16 protein-coding genes are annotated in these 16,489 nt (G+C 54.4%); 3 read left to right on the top strand and 13 right to left on the bottom strand.

Annotated features, from left to right (window positions below; genetic code table 11):
* The first annotated feature begins 64 nt into the window (after positions 1-64).
* Entirely contained in the window at positions 65-235 is a 171-nt protein-coding gene (locus tag J1G48_RS01800; protein WP_000472323.1) for a YhfL family protein, read from the top strand.
* Between the two features lie 144 nt (positions 236-379).
* Here J1G48_RS01800 and trpS read toward each other — a convergent pair whose 3' ends face one another.
* The 12 genes from trpS to J1G48_RS01740 all read right to left on the bottom strand — a co-directional run bounded on the left by trpS (position 380) and on the right by J1G48_RS01740 (position 10,665).
* Positions 380-1,384: a tryptophan--tRNA ligase gene (gene trpS / locus J1G48_RS01795; protein ID WP_000165562.1), complete on the bottom strand. Its 1,005-nt coding sequence runs from the start codon at positions 1,382-1,384 to the stop codon at positions 380-382.
* Positions 1,377-2,135, bottom strand: a complete 759-nt coding sequence (gph, locus tag J1G48_RS01790; protein ID WP_000359649.1) for a phosphoglycolate phosphatase — start codon at positions 2,133-2,135, stop codon at positions 1,377-1,379. The genes trpS and gph overlap by 8 nt, the downstream gene beginning before the upstream one ends.
* A complete protein-coding gene (gene rpe / locus J1G48_RS01785; RefSeq protein WP_000816284.1) occupies positions 2,128-2,805 on the bottom strand; it encodes a ribulose-phosphate 3-epimerase in 678 nt (225 codons plus the stop codon). Before rpe ends, gph begins: the two co-directional genes overlap by 8 nt.
* A 17-nt stretch (positions 2,806-2,822) precedes the next feature.
* Complete coding sequence (gene dam / locus J1G48_RS01780; RefSeq protein ID WP_000742132.1) at positions 2,823-3,659, bottom strand: adenine-specific DNA-methyltransferase; 837 nt, start codon at positions 3,657-3,659, stop codon at positions 2,823-2,825.
* 180 nt (positions 3,660-3,839) lie between these two features.
* Complete coding sequence (gene damX, locus J1G48_RS01775; protein ID WP_000343147.1) at positions 3,840-5,117, bottom strand: cell division protein DamX; 1,278 nt, start codon at positions 5,115-5,117, stop codon at positions 3,840-3,842.
* Between the two features lie 97 nt (positions 5,118-5,214).
* On the bottom strand, positions 5,215-6,303 hold the full coding sequence (aroB, locus tag J1G48_RS01770) for a 3-dehydroquinate synthase (protein WP_000439826.1): 1,089 nt from the start codon (positions 6,301-6,303) through the stop codon (positions 5,215-5,217).
* Positions 6,304-6,359: 56 nt separating this feature from the next.
* Positions 6,360-6,881: a shikimate kinase AroK gene (aroK, locus tag J1G48_RS01765; protein WP_000818621.1), complete on the bottom strand. Its 522-nt coding sequence runs from the start codon at positions 6,879-6,881 to the stop codon at positions 6,360-6,362.
* Positions 6,882-7,345: 464 nt separating this feature from the next.
* A complete protein-coding gene (gene hofQ, locus J1G48_RS01760; protein ID WP_000832808.1) occupies positions 7,346-8,584 on the bottom strand; it encodes a DNA uptake porin HofQ in 1,239 nt (412 codons plus the stop codon).
* A complete protein-coding gene (locus J1G48_RS01755) occupies positions 8,499-8,900 on the bottom strand; it encodes a DUF2531 family protein (protein ID WP_000648135.1) in 402 nt (133 codons plus the stop codon). Before J1G48_RS01755 ends, hofQ begins: the two co-directional genes overlap by 86 nt.
* The gene (locus tag J1G48_RS01750) at positions 8,890-9,363 is read right to left on the bottom strand and encodes a hypothetical protein (RefSeq protein WP_000992493.1); all 474 of its coding nucleotides are present in this window, start codon (positions 9,361-9,363) and stop codon (positions 8,890-8,892) included. The genes J1G48_RS01755 and J1G48_RS01750 overlap by 11 nt, the downstream gene beginning before the upstream one ends.
* Positions 9,347-9,886, bottom strand: coding sequence for a PilN domain-containing protein (locus J1G48_RS01745; RefSeq protein ID WP_000951381.1), 540 nt, complete (start codon positions 9,884-9,886; stop codon positions 9,347-9,349). Before J1G48_RS01745 ends, J1G48_RS01750 begins: the two co-directional genes overlap by 17 nt.
* Entirely contained in the window at positions 9,886-10,665 is a 780-nt protein-coding gene (locus tag J1G48_RS01740) for a hypothetical protein (protein WP_000874739.1), read from the bottom strand. The genes J1G48_RS01745 and J1G48_RS01740 overlap by 1 nt, the downstream gene beginning before the upstream one ends.
* A 120-nt stretch (positions 10,666-10,785) precedes the next feature.
* Here J1G48_RS01740 and mrcA point away from each other — a divergent pair, with 120 nt between their 5' ends.
* The gene (gene mrcA / locus J1G48_RS01735) at positions 10,786-13,338 is read left to right on the top strand and encodes a peptidoglycan glycosyltransferase/peptidoglycan DD-transpeptidase MrcA (RefSeq protein WP_000673830.1); all 2,553 of its coding nucleotides are present in this window, start codon (positions 10,786-10,788) and stop codon (positions 13,336-13,338) included.
* Positions 13,339-13,433: 95 nt separating this feature from the next.
* Here the strand turns inward: mrcA and nudE are convergent, their stop codons facing one another.
* Positions 13,434-13,997: an ADP compounds hydrolase NudE gene (gene nudE, locus J1G48_RS01730; protein ID WP_000045725.1), complete on the bottom strand. Its 564-nt coding sequence runs from the start codon at positions 13,995-13,997 to the stop codon at positions 13,434-13,436.
* A gap of 322 nt (positions 13,998-14,319) precedes the next feature.
* Here nudE and igaA point away from each other — a divergent pair, with 322 nt between their 5' ends.
* Entirely contained in the window at positions 14,320-16,452 is a 2,133-nt protein-coding gene (gene igaA, locus J1G48_RS01725) for an intracellular growth attenuator protein IgaA (RefSeq protein ID WP_000104092.1), read from the top strand.
* The last annotated feature ends 37 nt before the right edge of the window (positions 16,453-16,489 follow it).

Here is a 16,489-nt window from a genome sequence, read left to right as displayed (position 1 = left end):
TACGCTAAATAGATCTTATATTTATTCCATCAGTAGTGCTCGTTTTATCAACAAGGATTTTGAAATGTTTAAATTTGTAAAAATTGCCGTTGTGGCAGGGGTTCTGGCGACGCTCACTGCTTGTACTGGTCATATCGAAAACAAAAAAAATAACTGCAGCTACGATTATTTGCTGCACCCTGCAATTTCTATTTCTAAAATTATTGGCGGTTGCGGCCCGGCTGCCGATCAATAATAGAAACGACTGCGCAGATACAAAAAAACCGGGATTTTCCCGGTTTTTTTACAGGTCTGATAAACGGTACTGCGCAGATGCCTTGTCCAACTTACGCTCGTTGGTAGGCCCGATAAGCCAGCGCCATCGGGCAAGAAATTACCGTTACGGTTTCGCCACAAAGCCAATGGCTTCGTAAACGGCTTTCAGCGTTTCGGCCGCACGTGCGCTGGCTTTTTCCGCCCCGTCTTTCATCACCTTCTGTAAGAACGCTTCGTCGTTGCGGAAACGGTGATAGCGCTCCTGCAACTCAGACAGCATTCCGGAAACCGCCTCCGCCACTTCGCCTTTCAAATGGCCATACATTTTACCTTCAAACTGTTTTTCCAGTTCAGGAATGCTCTGACCGGTCACGGCGGAAAGGATATCCAGCAGGTTAGAGACACCCGCTTTCTCTTTCACATCATAACGCACTACCGGCGGCTCGTCGGAGTCAGTGACCGCACGTTTGATTTTCTTCACTACCGATTTCGGATCTTCCAGCAGGCCGATCACGTTATTACGGTTATCGTCCGATTTGGACATTTTCTTTGTCGGCTCCAGCAGCGACATCACTCGCGCGCCGGATTTTGGAATAAACGGTTCCGGTACTTTGAAAATATCGCCATACAGCCCGTTAAAACGCTGGGCGATATCGCGGCTCAGTTCCAGATGCTGCTTCTGATCTTCGCCTACCGGCACCAGATTGGTTTGGTACAACAGGATGTCTGCCGCCATCAACACCGGGTAATCAAACAGGCCGGCGTTAATGTTTTCCGCATAGCGCGCAGATTTATCTTTAAACTGCGTCATACGGCTCAGCTCGCCGAAATAGGTATAGCAGTTCAGCGCCCAGCCAAGCTGCGCATGTTCCGGCACATGGGACTGAACGAAAATAGTGCTCTTTTCAGGATCAATACCACATGCCAGGTACAGCGCCAGCGTATCCAGCGTCGCTTTACGTAGCTGCTGCGCGTCCTGACGCACGGTAATAGCATGTTGGTCTACGATGCAGTAGATGCAATGATAGTCATCCTGCATGTTTACCCACTGACGCAATGCCCCCATATAGTTGCCAATGGTCAATTCACCTGAGGGCTGTGCGCCACTAAAAACGATGGGCTTAGTCATTTTTTATTTCCTGGTTATCGCTATGCGGAAGCCCAAGTGCGGGCAAAAGATCGTTAAAACTGTCATAAATGACGTCCGGCTCGCTAAGAGCGATCGCTTCGCCATAATTGTAGCCGTATGTCAGGCCAACCGAAGGGCAGCCCGCCGCTTTTGCAGCCTGAATATCATTACGCGAATCGCCGACAAAAAGCATCTGCTCCGGCATCATGCCCAGCCGGCTTGCCACCAGCAACAGCGGCTCCGGATGCGGCTTCTTATTTTGCACATCATCGCCGCCGATAACCACACTAAAGTATTTGGCGATATCAAGCGATTCCAGCAACGGCGCGACGAACGGCGTCGGCTTATTCGTCACCAGACCTAATGACAATCCGCTGGCGTGCAGCGCGCCCAGCGTGTCGGCGACATGCGGAAATAAAAAAGTGCCCTCTTCCGCCACTTCGCCATAATACCTGTCGAACAGTTTACGCAGAATGCGTACCTGTTCCTCGGCAGGAATATCTTCATCAACGGGCGGTTTCCCCATCGTCTTACGCAGCGTGGCGCGCTCCTCGCGAGCCCAGGCCAGCGCGCGTTCCATCAATACGTCTGCGCCGTTACCAATCCAGGTAATCACGCGCTCCTCGCCCGCGACCGGCAGTTCCAGCGCATACAGCGCCATATCCACCGCCGCGGCAAGACCCGGCGCGCTATCCACCAGCGTACCGTCAAGATCAAAGGCGACGCCCCGAATATTCTGTAACTTATCCATGAGTTACCTTTGCCAGCTCACTGCGCATTTCATCAATTACTTTTTTGTAGTCGGGTTTATCGAAAATTGCCGACCCCGCAACAAACATGTCCGCACCTGCTGCGGCGATCTCGCCGATATTGTTCACCTTCACGCCGCCGTCCACTTCCAGGCGAATGTCGTAACCGGACGCATCAATGCGGCGACGCACTTCGCGCAGTTTATCCAGCGTCTGCGGAATAAAAGACTGGCCGCCGAAGCCTGGGTTCACGGACATCAGCAGGATCACATCCAGTTTGTCCATGACGTAATCGAGATAACTGAGCGGCGTTGCCGGGTTGAATACCAGCCCCGCTTTACAGCCGTGTTCTTTAATCAGCTGTAGCGTGCGGTCAACATGTTCGGAGGCTTCCGGGTGAAAGGTAATGATGCTCGCGCCAGCGGCGGCAAAGTCGGGCACGATACGGTCGACTGGCTTGACCATCAGGTGGACATCAATAGGCGCGGTAATACCGTACTGACGCAGGGATTTCAGCACCATCGGGCCGATAGTCAGGTTCGGCACATAGTGATTATCCATGACGTCAAAGTGTACAACATCAGCACCGGCAGCCAGCGCTTTGGCGGTGTCTTCACCCAGGCGAGCAAAATCAGCCGACAGAATTGAGGGGGCAATCAAATACTGTTTCATCCGCTTCTCCTTGAGAATTATTTTCTTGCAGGCGTTGCGACTCCTGGTTGGTACAGAGCCAGCAGTTCGTCCACCTTTTTACGTGTGCCGCCGTTGCTGCTTATACTGCGTCTAACTTTGACGACATGCAATTTTGCGAGTTGATACCACTCGCGTGTGAGCGCCGTATCATGGTTGGAAATGAGCACCGGTATCCGGTTACTGACCAGATTCTCAGCGATTTCCGCCAGATGCGCTTGTTGCGTCAGGCTAAAACTATTGGTGTGATACGCTGTGAAGTTAGCCGTGGCGGACAACGGCGCATAAGGCGGATCGCAATAGACCACCGACGACTTGTCCGCACGCGCCATACTGTCTGCGTATGACTCACAGTAAAAGAACGCATTCTGCGCTTTTTCTGCAAAGTGGTACAACTCCGCTTCCGGGAAGTAAGGTCTTTTATAACGACCAAACGGTACATTAAATTCCCCGCGTAAGTTATAGCGACAGAGTCCGTTATAACCGTAGCGGTTCAGATATAAAAACAGTACCGCCCGACGAAAGGGGTCCTGGCAGGTGTTGAACTCCTCGCGGAGTTGGTAATAGACCTCAGCCTGGTTAGTTTCAGGCATAAACAGCTCGCGCGAAGCCTGTACATACTCGTCAGTACGTAACTTCACGATGTTATAGAGGCTAATAAGGTCGCTGTTGATATCGGCGAGGATATAACGAGAAAAGTCGGTGTTAAGAAACACCGATCCGGCACCCACAAAAGGTTCGACAAGGCACTCGCCTTTTGGCAAATGTCGTTTGATATCATCAAGCAGAGGGTATTTTCCCCCTGCCCACTTCAAAAAAGCGCGATTTTTTTTCATGCTGACTAACTAATTACACCTTCTCCGGCTGTGGAGAAAGCTCCGACAGCATCCTGCGCTTTAGGCTGTGCCGCGTTGCTTTACGGCGCATTTGACGGTAGCAAATGCGCCCCTCGCGCCTGTCCTGAACAAAAATAGCTGTCAGCGACACTCACAGGCAATTGCAGGACACAGCCTGGATTATTTCAGATCGGCCTGAACCTGATGCAACGGTTTTGCCCACGGGTTTTTCGCCTGCACATCGGCAGGTAAGGTGGACACCGCACGTTTAGCATCTTCTTTCGAAGCATACATCCCCGTTACCAGCACATACCACGGTTGTCCATTACGCGTCGTCTCGTATACCACATAATTTTTCAGGTTCTCTTTCTTCGCCCAACCGTTCAGGTTGTCGTAATTTGAAGAACTACTGAGCTGCAATGTGTAGTGGCTGGATGGCGCGCTCTTTAACGCGCCAACGTTGCCGGCGCTTTTCCCGCCGCCTGCGACAGGCGTCGTCGAGGCTTGCGCTGGCTTCGCGGTTTGTACCGGCGCAGCGCTTGCCGTCGCTGTCGGCGCAGCCGTCGTGGTGGTCGCTTTCGGCGTCGCGGCTGGCGCTGCCGGTTCCGTACGTTTCACTGGCGCGACCGGTTTCTTCGGTTCCGCAGTCGTGGTTTTCGCCGTGGTCTGCGGTTTCTTAGGTTCAATGACGGCCTGTTTACGTTCCGGACGCGTGGTATGACGCTCGGTAGGTTCGCTAACCGCCGCCTGACGCGTCGTGCTGCCATTGCGAACTGGCGCGACGGTTGCAGGCTCTGTCGGCAACGTAGAGTTCACCGCAACATTGTTCATCTGCTCTGGATTCTGCGTCAGCGCATTATTCAGATCGCCCTGTACTTCCACGCGCTGCTGACCGTCAGCGACCACAGGTGACTGTCCCTGCGTCGGCGTTGAAGAAATCGGCGGCAACGAAATATCCTGCGACGTATTGCCCGCGGTTTGTTCTGCGGAGGTGGCGCCCGGCGCAGGCTGGGTCGCATTCGCCTGATCGGCGGCGTTACCGGAAAGATCGATACTCTTTTCGCCAGAGGCCGACGGCTCGCTGGAAGACGTTGAGGGGGCTTTCAGCGCGGAGCCGATACCGATAATCAACAGCAGCAGCACCAGTACGCCAACGCCCATCATCATGTATTGACGAGAGGCTGGCTTATGGGCCGCTTTTTTACGCTTACGTGGACGGCGTTCAACACGCTCTTCGTCCACCGTATCGTCTTCATCGGATTCGTACTCTTCTTCAACTTCAGGTTCTTCACTACGCGCTTTACGCGTACGCGTCGGACGGCGATCGTCGGCATCCAGATCAACGTCATCAAAGTTGATCTGCGGCTCATTATCGCGTTCTGAAGATTGACGAGAACGACCAGTACGACGATCGCTGGGATCGGGTTTCAGCTCGTCTTCTGGTTTGAATTCATCCATTTAACACCCCACTCAAAGGTTAATGCTTACGACATTGCACATAACCTGAAGCTAAAAGACTGACATCTACGCAATATCAGTCTGACCTTTCTTGTTGTTACGCCTGCTGACAGTCAGCAATCGCGCTAAGAACGACTTCGTGCGACACTCCGCCGCGCACTTCACTTTTCCCTATGGCCAGCGGAAGCACTAAACGCAGCTCCCCCGCTAACACTTTTTTATCTCGCAGCATGTGCGGCAAATAGTCCTGCGCGGACATCTCGCAAGGGCCATTGACTGGCAGCCCGGCCCGTTCGAGTAGAGCGATGATGCGCTGCGTATCAGTAGAACTGAACTGCCCCAAACGCTCGGATGCGCGCGCAGCCATCACTATACCTGCGGCAACGGCTTCACCATGTAACCAATTGCCATATCCCATTTCCGCTTCAATGGCGTGGCCAAAGGTATGTCCAAGATTCAGTAAAGCACGTAAGCCCGCTTCACGCTCGTCGGCGGCAACAACTTCGGCTTTCAGCTCGCAACAACGGCGAATACAGTACGCCATCGCCGGGCCGTCCAGACGCAATAGCGCATCCAGATTACCCTCAAGCCAGGTGAAGAAGTCTGCGTCGAGTATAATGCCGTATTTGATCACCTCTGCCAGCCCCGATGCCAGTTCGCGTGCGGGAAGCGTTTTCAGGCAATCAAGATCGACAACCACAGAAGCGGGTTGGTAAAACGCGCCAATCATGTTTTTGCCAAGGGGATGGTTGACGGCGGTTTTCCCGCCCACGGAAGAATCAACCTGCGACAGTAAGGTAGTTGGTACCTGGATGAAACGTACGCCTCGCTGGTAGCTGGCCGCCGCAAAACCGGTGAGATCGCCAATCACGCCGCCGCCAAGCGCGACCAGAGTGGTATCACGACCATGCGGTTTTTTCAGTAACGCCGTAAACACCGTATCCAGCACCGTCAGGCTCTTATACTGCTCGCCGTCAGGAAGAATCACGCTGTCTACGTTAACGCCCGCCCGTTCGAGTACGCCGCGAACCTTGTCCAGATAAAGCGGCGCCAGGGTTTCGTTGGTCACTAACATGACCTGATCGCCTGATTTCAGCGGCAAGAATGAAGCTGGTTCGTTAAACAAACCAGCCGCGATGGTGATCGGGTAACTACGTTCCCCGAGAGTGACTGTAATCCTCTCCATGACGCGACATCCACCTTAGTTACTTGTGCCCGCTTACCCAGCGTATTCTGCTTGAATTAGTTGCTTTCCAGCATATGAATAATCTGGTTTGCCACAACCTTAGCGCTTTGATCGTCGGTGCGAATGGTGACGTCGGCAATCTCTTCGTACAGCGGATTGCGTTCGTTAGCCAGCGCTTCCAGAACTTCGCGAGGCGGTGCTTCAACCTGCAACAGCGGGCGTTTTTTATCACGCTGCGTGCGCGCCAGTTGTTTTTCGATGGTCGTTTCAAGGTAGACCACGACGCCACGCGCGGAGAGACGGTTACGCGTTTCACGCGATTTTACAGAGCCACCGCCGGTTGCCAGCACAATACCCTGTTTTTCCGTCAATTCGTTGATAACTTTTTCTTCACGATTACGGAAGCCGTCTTCACCTTCAACATCGAAGACCCAGCCCACATCAGCTCCGGTTCGTTTCTCAATCTCTTGATCAGAATCGTAAAATTCCATATTGAGTTGTTGAGCTAACTGGCGCCCAATAGTGCTTTTTCCGGCACCCATAGGCCCAACCAGAAAGATATTGCGTTTCTCTGCCATTTTTTCGGTACTACTAAGACTATTCGTTAATGGTAAACCCGCTTCACAGACACCCAGCGCAGCAGGACATGAACTGAAACCTCATAAGATATTGCGAGAGTCAGACTGAAAATTATCTCAATACTCAAGCGGGTTTGGCAACTGAATAAATCACCAAGCCTGATTGTTGCAAAACCCGAGTTAGCGTTGCCGAATGGCGACCAGAACAACATATCCGGCCTACAAATTGCTCTACTTTCAAACAATTGTGCGCAATCCGCAGAACCAATACGTCTGCATCAGCGGACATTCAGCCGTTTATCATCGGTCTTATGCACACCTTCGGCAAGGCAAAGCGCATTAATCAATGCGTAAGCAACGAAAAGCACGACTCTCAAATCGGTACTCCTTGTATGCTAAATACATCCGCACGTCAAATCCCGCAGATGCGTTCAGTGCAAAAACAGCGCTTTTTTATGCATAAATTATTCTGTCGCCACCAGTCTGGGGGTGATAAACACCACTAATTCGCGTCGCTCGTCCTCTTTGCCGTCATGGCGGAAGAGCTGACCAAGCCAGGGAATATCCCCCAACAGCGGCACGCTATCGCTACCCGATTTATTTTTTCGCGAAAAAATACCGCCCAGCGCCAGCGTCTCGCCGCTTTTTACCTCTACCTGCGTTTCAATTTCCTGTTTATCTATCGCCAGCACTTCGCCGTCAGCCTGTTGTAGTACCTGACCGGGAACATTCTGGCTGATATGTAACTTCAGGCGGATGCGCCCTTTTTGCAAAACGGTGGGCGTCACCTCCATCCCCAGCACCGCTTCTTTAAATTCCACGGAGGTCGCGCCGCTTTCGCCGCTGGAAACCTGATAAGGAATTTCGCTGCCTTGCTTGATACTGGCTGGCTGCAGATGGGAAGCCAGCAGCCGGGGGCTGGCGATAATATCCAACTGCTGCTTTTGCTCCAGCGCTGACAGCTCCAGATCCAGCAAGCGTCCGTTAATGCGCCCGATGTTAAACCCGACGCGTGAGGTGGCGGCGGCGACAGATAAATCACTGGAAAGCGTCGTCACGTCACCCACCGAGCCCGCTTGCGTCGCGTCAGCCAGCGTCCACTTTACGCCCAGTTCCCGTAGACTCTTTTCGTTAATGGTAACGATATGCGCCGCCAGCTCCACCTGCGCCACCGGCAGATCCATTTGCGATACCCATTTTTCCAGCTCCGCAAGGGCCGCGCGGTTATCGCGCAACAGCATGCGGTTGGTGCGCTTATCTACCATGATGGTTCCCTTCGCGCTCAGGAGTTTCTCGCCCGCTTTCGCCAGTTCGGCGGCATCGGCGTATTGCAGGCTAATGCTGCGGTTTTCCAGCGGTAAATTAGCCTGAAGCCTTAACCGCTCGGCATCCTGCCGCGCACTGTGTTCTTTCTGCCAGGCCTGTGAATGAACATGGAGAATATTCCCCTCCTGACGCAGCACCAGCCCAGCGCTATTGACCACCGTCTGTAGCGCCTGTTTCCACGGCACATCCGTCAGATGTAGCGATAATGTCCCGCTGACGTCCGGCGACACCACCAGATTCTGCCGCTCCTGTTCGGCTAAAGTCTGCAAAACCTGCACCACAGGGACGTCGTCAACCACCAGCGTCACTTTCGCCGCTTTTCCCGCCTGCGCGGCGGGCATCAAGGCTATCAGTATTATGGCTATCCATCGCTTCATTGTCCGCTCCCTGACGTAGCCACCGCCACTGCGGCGGCGCACAATTTTTACCGGTCGTTAACGTTAAGGCTTCCGCCGTCAGGCGGACAATCGTCCAACCGTTTTCCAGCGTCTGCCCTTCTTCCACTCGTCGCCATTTTTGCTGACTATCTTTAAGAATGCCTGTCCATCGCTCGCCTTTACGCACCGCGCCCTGATACCGCCACTGCGAGAGTTCCGCTATCCGGCAGCGATCTTCCGGCGGGCGGAAGGGATCGCGCATTCCTGTCAACATCAGCAAACAAAAACAGAGCAATACACTGCGGCTAGCCTTCATTCGCCAGGCGCTCCAGTTGCAGCGTCATCAATAATTCCGCCCCCTCTTTACGCAATGAAAACCGACTTACGCTCATCTCGCTTTCGGCCAACCGGACAAACAGCGACGGCACCGCATCCCAGGACGTTTTCAGCGCCATTTCTCCCCCCTGCGCCGATGGCTGCCAGTGCAGCAAACGCAGGGGAGGCGCCTGGAAATCTAACGGCGAAAAAGGACGCGGATTTTCCACGGTGCGCCCGAACAGCGGTTCAGCCGCGACGCTCAGACGGCGCAGATGACGCCACTGTTGCCGGGCGGCCTCGCGCTGCTGGCTTAACCGCGTTTGTTGCGTATGCAGCGTCTTCCAGCCGGGATAGCCCACAGATAACGTGACCGTCAGCGTCAGGCACAGCACGCCTGCACACCAACCAAAAACCCGACCACGGCGCGACATCCCGTACCAGATATCAAAGAGCGCGTTCACGGGCGGCGCTCCTCGTTAACTGATAATGGAACTGCCAGCGCCCTTGCGCATCCTGCTGCGTGGCGCCCGTGCGGTTTAGCGGAAAACTGACATAGTGACGAAGCGATGTCTCAAGCGTGAGCAGGGCGTCAAACGTTCTCGCCAGCCCTTCCAGCTCTAGCGTCTCTTGCTGATAATTGAGGCTTGTCAGCCATGCCTGCTCTGGCAACAGGTTGGCAAGGTCAGTCAAGATAGATTGCCAGGCTTGCGTCAGTTCACGCTGCGCCTGACGTTGTAATCGCGCCTGTTGCTGCCGCTGACGCTGCTGCAACTGCGGTATGTTCGCCGCAAGCGCCGTCGTGTGTCCGTTTTCCGCCGTCAGTAGCAGTTCATTAATCCTCCCCTCCTGCCAAAAAACCAACCGGGCGATCGTCGCGAGGCTTGCTATCAGCAGCAGGGACGCGCCCCATACCACGCACCACAGCCGCAGACGCGCTACGTAATGTTGGCGCCGCCAGGGGAGCAAATTGACAGAATGCGCCATCAGCGTATCTCCCCTATGGCTAAACCCAGCGCAATCGCAAAGCGATAACCGTCCGGCGGAACCGGCGGTTGGCGGACGGTTACGGCGCGCCAGGGGTCGAATTCGCCCTCGGCGCATAACGAAATATGTTCCGGCACGACGGATAATGTTGCGGCAAGGTCATGCAGCGTCGTCGCCTCGCGCGCCGATTTACGCCCCCACGCATAGCGCGTCGCCCACAGCCACTGGCTCTCATCGCGCCAGACCAGACATTGCCGCCCCGAAGGTATAAACGGCAGCAAGCGCTGTAACGCGCAGGCATCGGGCGTTACAGCAGCGATGCGCACATTGAGCGTTTGCGCCAGCGTTAACAGCGCTGAAATTTCTTTGCTTTGCACGGCGGTAACGTTGAACGCGGGGCTCAGCGCATCGTCCTGAAAGTCGAAACGCAATAAGTCCGGATCCATATCCAGCTCACGCGCCATCGTTTGTGAAAGCCATGCGACTTGCTCACGTTCCCGCAGACGCATCGGCGGATGTGGAAAAGCGCGTTGCAATGTCCGATTTGCGGGAAAAGAGAGATAAATACGGTGACGTAGCGGCAGCTCACGGCTCCAGGGTCGCAGTACGTGAGCCAGCGATTGCGGGTCAGGAATCGTACCCTCTGCCGTGGAGGCGTTCATCAGCGGCAGTCGCCACCAACGTTGCAGAGACCAGCCCGATGCGCCGCGAATAACGGCGATGGCCAGCGCTTCATGCTGCTGAATATGCAATCCTATTTGCCAGGTTTTAAAAGCCATAACGGTCGATCTCCTTATCACCCGTCGCGTTAACGGGTATATCAATGCGTCTGGCTTGCCTTTATACTACCGCGCGTTTGTTTATAAACTGCCCAAATGACACTAAATGGGAAATCTCCAGTGAAGTTCGTAAAGTATTTATTGGTCCTTGCAGTATGTTGCATCCTGCTGGGAGCAGGCTCGATTTATGGCCTTTATCGCTATATTGAGCCGCAGCTACCTGACGTCGCGACATTGAAAGATGTGCGTTTGCAAATTCCGATGCAGGTTTACAGCGCGGATGGCGAACTTATCGCGCAATATGGCGAAAAACGTCGTATTCCCGTTACGCTCGATCAAATTCCGCCGGAAATGATCAACGCCTTTATCGCCACCGAAGATAGCCGCTTTTATGAGCATCACGGCATTGACCCGGTAGGTATTTTCCGTGCGGCCAGCGTCGCGCTCTTCTCCGGTCACGCATCGCAGGGAGCAAGTACCATTACCCAGCAACTGGCGCGAAACTTCTTCCTTAGCCCCGAACGCACGCTGATGCGCAAGATCAAGGAAGCGTTTCTGGCGATTCGTATTGAGCAGTTGCTGAATAAAAATGAGATCCTCGAACTCTATCTGAACAAGATCTATCTCGGCTACCGCGCCTATGGCGTTGGCGCGGCGGCACAGGTCTACTTTGGTAAGACGGTCGACCAGCTTAGTCTAAGCGAAATGGCGGTTATCGCCGGGCTACCGAAAGCGCCTTCTACCTTTAACCCGCTCTACTCGATGGATCGGGCGATAGCGCGCCGTAACGTAGTGCTTTCGCGAATGTTAAGCGAGGGATATATCACTCAGGCGCAGTACGATCAGGCCCGTAGCGAACCTATCGACGCAAATTATCACGCGCCGGAAATCGCCTTCTCCGCGCCTTATCTGTCGGAAATGGTGCGCCAGGAAATGTATAACCGTTATGGCGAAAGCGCTTACGAAGATGGTTATCGTATTTACACGACCATCACCCGCAAAGTGCAGCAGGCCGCGCAACAGGCGGTGCGTAATAACGTGCTGGACTATGACATGCGCCACGGTTATCGCGGCCCGGCGAATGTGCTATGGAAAGTGGGCGAAACAGCGTGGGACAGTAAAAAAATTACCGATACGTTGAAAGCGTTGCCGACCTACGGACCGCTGCTTCCCACCGTGGTCACCAGCGCTAATCCGCAAGAGGCGACCGCTGCGCTTGCCGACGGTACGTCCGTTTCGCTACATATGGAAGGAATGCGTTGGGCGCGGCCTTACCGCTCGGATACGCAGCAGGGGCCGACGCCGCGTAAAGTTACCGATGTCGTCCAGACAGGTCAGCAAATCTGGGTTCGTCAGGTGGATAACGACTGGTGGCTGGCGCAGGTACCGGAAGTGAACTCCGCGCTGGTTTCGCTTAACCCGCAAACAGGCGCGGTACTGGCGCTGGTCGGCGGTTTCGATTTTAATCAGAGTAAATTTAACCGCGCGACGCAAGCTTTGCGTCAGGTGGGGTCGAACATCAAACCGTTCCTCTACACCGCCGCAATGGATAAAGGGCTAACGCTCGCCAGTATGCTCAACGATGTGCCGATTTCCCGCTGGGACGCCGGGGCAGGTTCAGACTGGCGTCCGAAAAACTCCCCGCCGCAGTACGCCGGACCGATTCGTTTACGCCAGGGGCTGGGGCAGTCGAAAAACGTGGTGATGGTACGCGCCATGCGCGCCATGGGCGTCGACTATGCGGCGGAGTATCTGCAACGCTTCGGCTTCCCGGCGCAGAATATCGTGCATACCGAATCGCTGGCGCTGGGCTCCGCCTCCTTCACGCCGATGCAGGTTGCGCGCGGTTATGCGGTGATGGCGAACGGCGGTTTCCTGATCGACCCGTATTTCATCAGCAAGATTGAGAACGATCAGGGCGGCGTGATCTTCGAAGCGAAACCGAAAATCGCCTGCCCGGAGTGCGATATCCCGGTCATTTACGGCAATACGCAGAAATCCGACGTGCTGGAAAACACCAATGTGGAAGAGGTCGCGGTTTCGCAAGAGCAGCAAAACAGCGCCGTACCGATGCCTGAGCTGGAACAGGCAAACCAGGCGCTGGTCGCGCAAAACGGCACGCAGGAGTACGCGCCGCATGTGATCAATACGCCGCTGGCGTTTCTGATTAAAAGCGCGCTGAACACCAATATCTTCGGCGAACCCGGCTGGATGGGTACCGGCTGGCGTGCGGCGCGTGACCTTAAACGTCGCGATATCGGCGGCAAAACCGGTACGACCAACAGCTCGAAAGACGCATGGTTCTCCGGCTATGGTCCTGGCGTCGTCACTTCCGTATGGATCGGCTTTGACGATCACCGCCGTGATTTAGGCCGCACTACCGCTTCCGGCGCGATCAAAGATCAAATCTCCGGCTATGAGGGCGGCGCGAAGAGCGCGCAACCTGCATGGGACGCCTATATGAAAGCCGTGCTGGAAGGCGTGCCGGAACAGCCGCTAACGCCGCCGCCGGGCATCGTCACGGTGAATATCGACCGCAGTACCGGACAACTGGCGAGCGGCGGTAACAGCCGTGAAGAGTATTTCATCGAAGGCACGCAGCCGACACAACAGGCGGTACACGAGGTGGGAACTACCATTATTGATAATGGTGAAACACACGAACTGTTCTGATCAAAAAAGGCGCTCCGGCGCCTTTTTTATTGTGTTTAGCGGATGACGGCGAACGGGGAGACGAACTTTCCGTTGGCTTGATCAACGCCGCGCCATCAGGCAATTCGGCCCTGCGCTTTCAACCACTCGCGTACCAGAAACAGCGCGCTGACGTTGCGGGCCTCGTTAAAATCGGGGTCTTCTAGCAGATCCATTAAATGCGCCAGCGGCCAGCGTACCTGCGGCAATGGCTCAGGCTCGTCGCCTTCCAGCGACTCCGGATAGAGATCTTCCGCCACCACGATATTCATTTTGCTGGAAAAATAAGAGGGCGCCATGCTGAGTTTTTTTAAGAAGGTCAGGTTATGCGCGCCAAACCCGACCTCTTCTTTGAGCTCCCGGTTCGCCGCTTCAAAAACGGTCTCGCCCGGGTCGATCAATCCTTTCGAGAAGCCCAGCTCATAGGATTCGGTTCCCACCGCATACTCACGAATAAGAATCAGATGCTCATCAACGATCGGCACAATCATTACCGCCTCACGGGTTGATGGTCGCATACGTTCATACACGCGACGCACGCCGTTGCTGAACTCCAGATCCACGCTTTCTACGTTAAACAGTCGGGATTGTGCGACGGTTTCCACTTTCAGAATGGTGGGTTTTTGTAATGATTTGCTCATTGTGAGAATCTTTGCAGTGTAATCTGTGGTCATTGTGCGACATACCGCACGGTTTCGGCAATGCGAATTGCCGTTTATTTACATTTATGTAACGTAATAAAAATTAATTCTTATTTCAAATTAAAAGTCAATAGGTTGAAATAACTCCAGGAATTTGCTGATATTCCGTTTTTGGTGGTATTGCTATGATTTGCCTTCACTGGGATGCGCTTTACAATGCTCAAGTTCAACTCCACGCTTGCCGATAGCCAACCACAGAAAAATGTTTATTGGACAGGGTGCGACTGACCACGCCTGACAGACTTAGTAAGATGGGGAAAGCATGAGCACCATTCTGATTTTTATAGCTGCTTTGCTGGCCTGCTCTCTACTGGCAATATGGCGGTTCCGGGTAAAGTCCAGACGAGGGAGTTTACCGTGGATCAGCGCCTTTCAGGACGCGCAAACGCGTAAACTGTTGCCCGAAGAGCGCAGCGCGGTAGAAAACTATCTCGATAACCTTAGCCAGATCCAGCAAGTTCCGGGGCCGACAGGCGCCAGTGCTGCGCCCATCTCGCTGACGCTGAACGCGGAAAGCAACAGTGTCGTGATACTGACCCACTCCATCACCCGCTACGGCATTACCACTGACGATCCTAATAAATGGCGCTACTACCTCGACTCCGTCGAAGTCCATCTGCCGCCTTTCTGGGAACAGTACATCAATGATGAAAACAACGTTGAGCTGATCCTCACGGATACGCTGCCGCTGGTGATCTCTTTAAACGGCCACACGCTGCAAGAGTATATGCAGGAGTCGCGCGGCTACGCGCTACAGAATACGGCCTCTACGCAGGCGTCGATTCGCGGCGAAGAGAGCGAGCAGATTGAGCTGTTGAATATCCGTCAGGAGACCCACGAAGAATATGCGCTCAGCCGCCCGGCTGGCTTGCGCGAAGCGTTGTTAATCGTCGCCTCCTTTTTGTTATTCTTTTTCTGTCTGATAACGCCAGACGTTTTTGTACCGTGGATGATAGGCGGCGCTATCCTGCTGCTGGCAGCCGGACTTTGGGGACTTTTTGCGCCGCCGTCGAAAAGCGCGCTGCGGGAAATTCACTGTTTGCGGGGAACGCCCCGCCGCTGGGGACTGTTTGGGGAGAATAATCAGGAGCAGATTAACAATATTTCGCTGGGCATCATCGACCTTATTTACCCTGCCCACTGGCAACCCTACATTACGCAAGATCTTGGGCAACAAACGGATATTGATATTTACCTTGATCGCCATGTCGCGCGCCAGGGCCGGTTTTTATCCCTGCATGATGAAGTGAAAAACTTCCCGTTGCAGCACTGGTTACGCAGCACTGTTATTGCTATCGGTTCGCTGCTGGTGTTGTTTATGCTGCTGTTCTGGATCCCGCTGGATATGCCAATCAAGTTCACGCTATCGTGGATGAAAGGCGCGCAAACCATTGAAGCGACAACGGTAAAACAGCTTGAAAAGGCTGGCGTACGGGTGGGCGATACGCTGCACCTGAGCGGTAAAGGAATGTGTAATATTCATTCCGGCGCGACCTGGAGCGGCCAGTCTAACTCACCGTTTATGCCGTTCGATTGCTCGCAAATCATCTGGAATGACGCGCCTGCGCTACCGCTGCCGGAATCAGACCTGGTGAATAAAGCGATGGCGCTAAGCCAGGCGGTAAATCGTCAGCTCCATCCAAAACCCGAAGACGACTCGCGCGTAAGCGCATCTTTACGCTCCGCGATACAAAAATCGGGCATGGTATTATTAGATGACTTTGGCGATATTGTTCTGAAAACCGCTGATTTGTGCGCGGCGGAAGACGAGTGCGTGCGCCTGAAAAATGCGCTGGTTAATCTCGGTAACAGTAAGGACTGGAACGCGCTGGTGAAACGCGCGAACGCCGGCAAACTGGACGGCGTCAACGTGCTGCTACGCCCCGTAAGCGCAGAGTCGCTGGAAAATCTGGTCACGACCTCAACGGCGCCGTTTATTTCTCGCGAGACCGCGCGTGCCGCCCAGTCGCTGAATAGCCCCGCTCCCGGCGGATTCCTGATCGCCAGCGATGAAGGCAGCGAACTGGTTGATCAGGCCTGGCCGTCAACGCCGCTGTATGACTATCCCGCGCAGGAACAGTGGAGCGCCTTCCAGCGTCTGGCGCAAACGCTTATGCAGACGCCATTTAGCGCCGAGGGCATTGTCACCAGCGTGTATACCGATGCCAACGGCACGCAGCATATCAGCCTGCATCGTATCCCCGATAAATCCGGCTGGTGGCGTTACCTCGGCACCACGCTGCTGATGCTGGCAATGATAGTGAGCGCGGTCTACAACGGCATTCAGGCGTTCAGACGTTATCAACGCCACCGTACCCGTATGGCGGACATCCAGGAATACTATGAAAGCTGTCTCAATCCCAGGTTAACCGTCTCTCCGGAAAATCTCATCTGATAGCGCCGCCGTGCGACAGGGTATGCTACCCTGTCGC

The sequence above is a fragment of the Salmonella sp. SAL-020 genome (genome assembly GCF_017372215.1).
Classification (GTDB): Bacteria; Pseudomonadota; Gammaproteobacteria; order Enterobacterales; family Enterobacteriaceae; genus Salmonella; species Salmonella enterica.
Note: the sequence above shows the minus strand (reverse complement) of the source record. Positions and strands in the feature narration are given on the sequence as shown.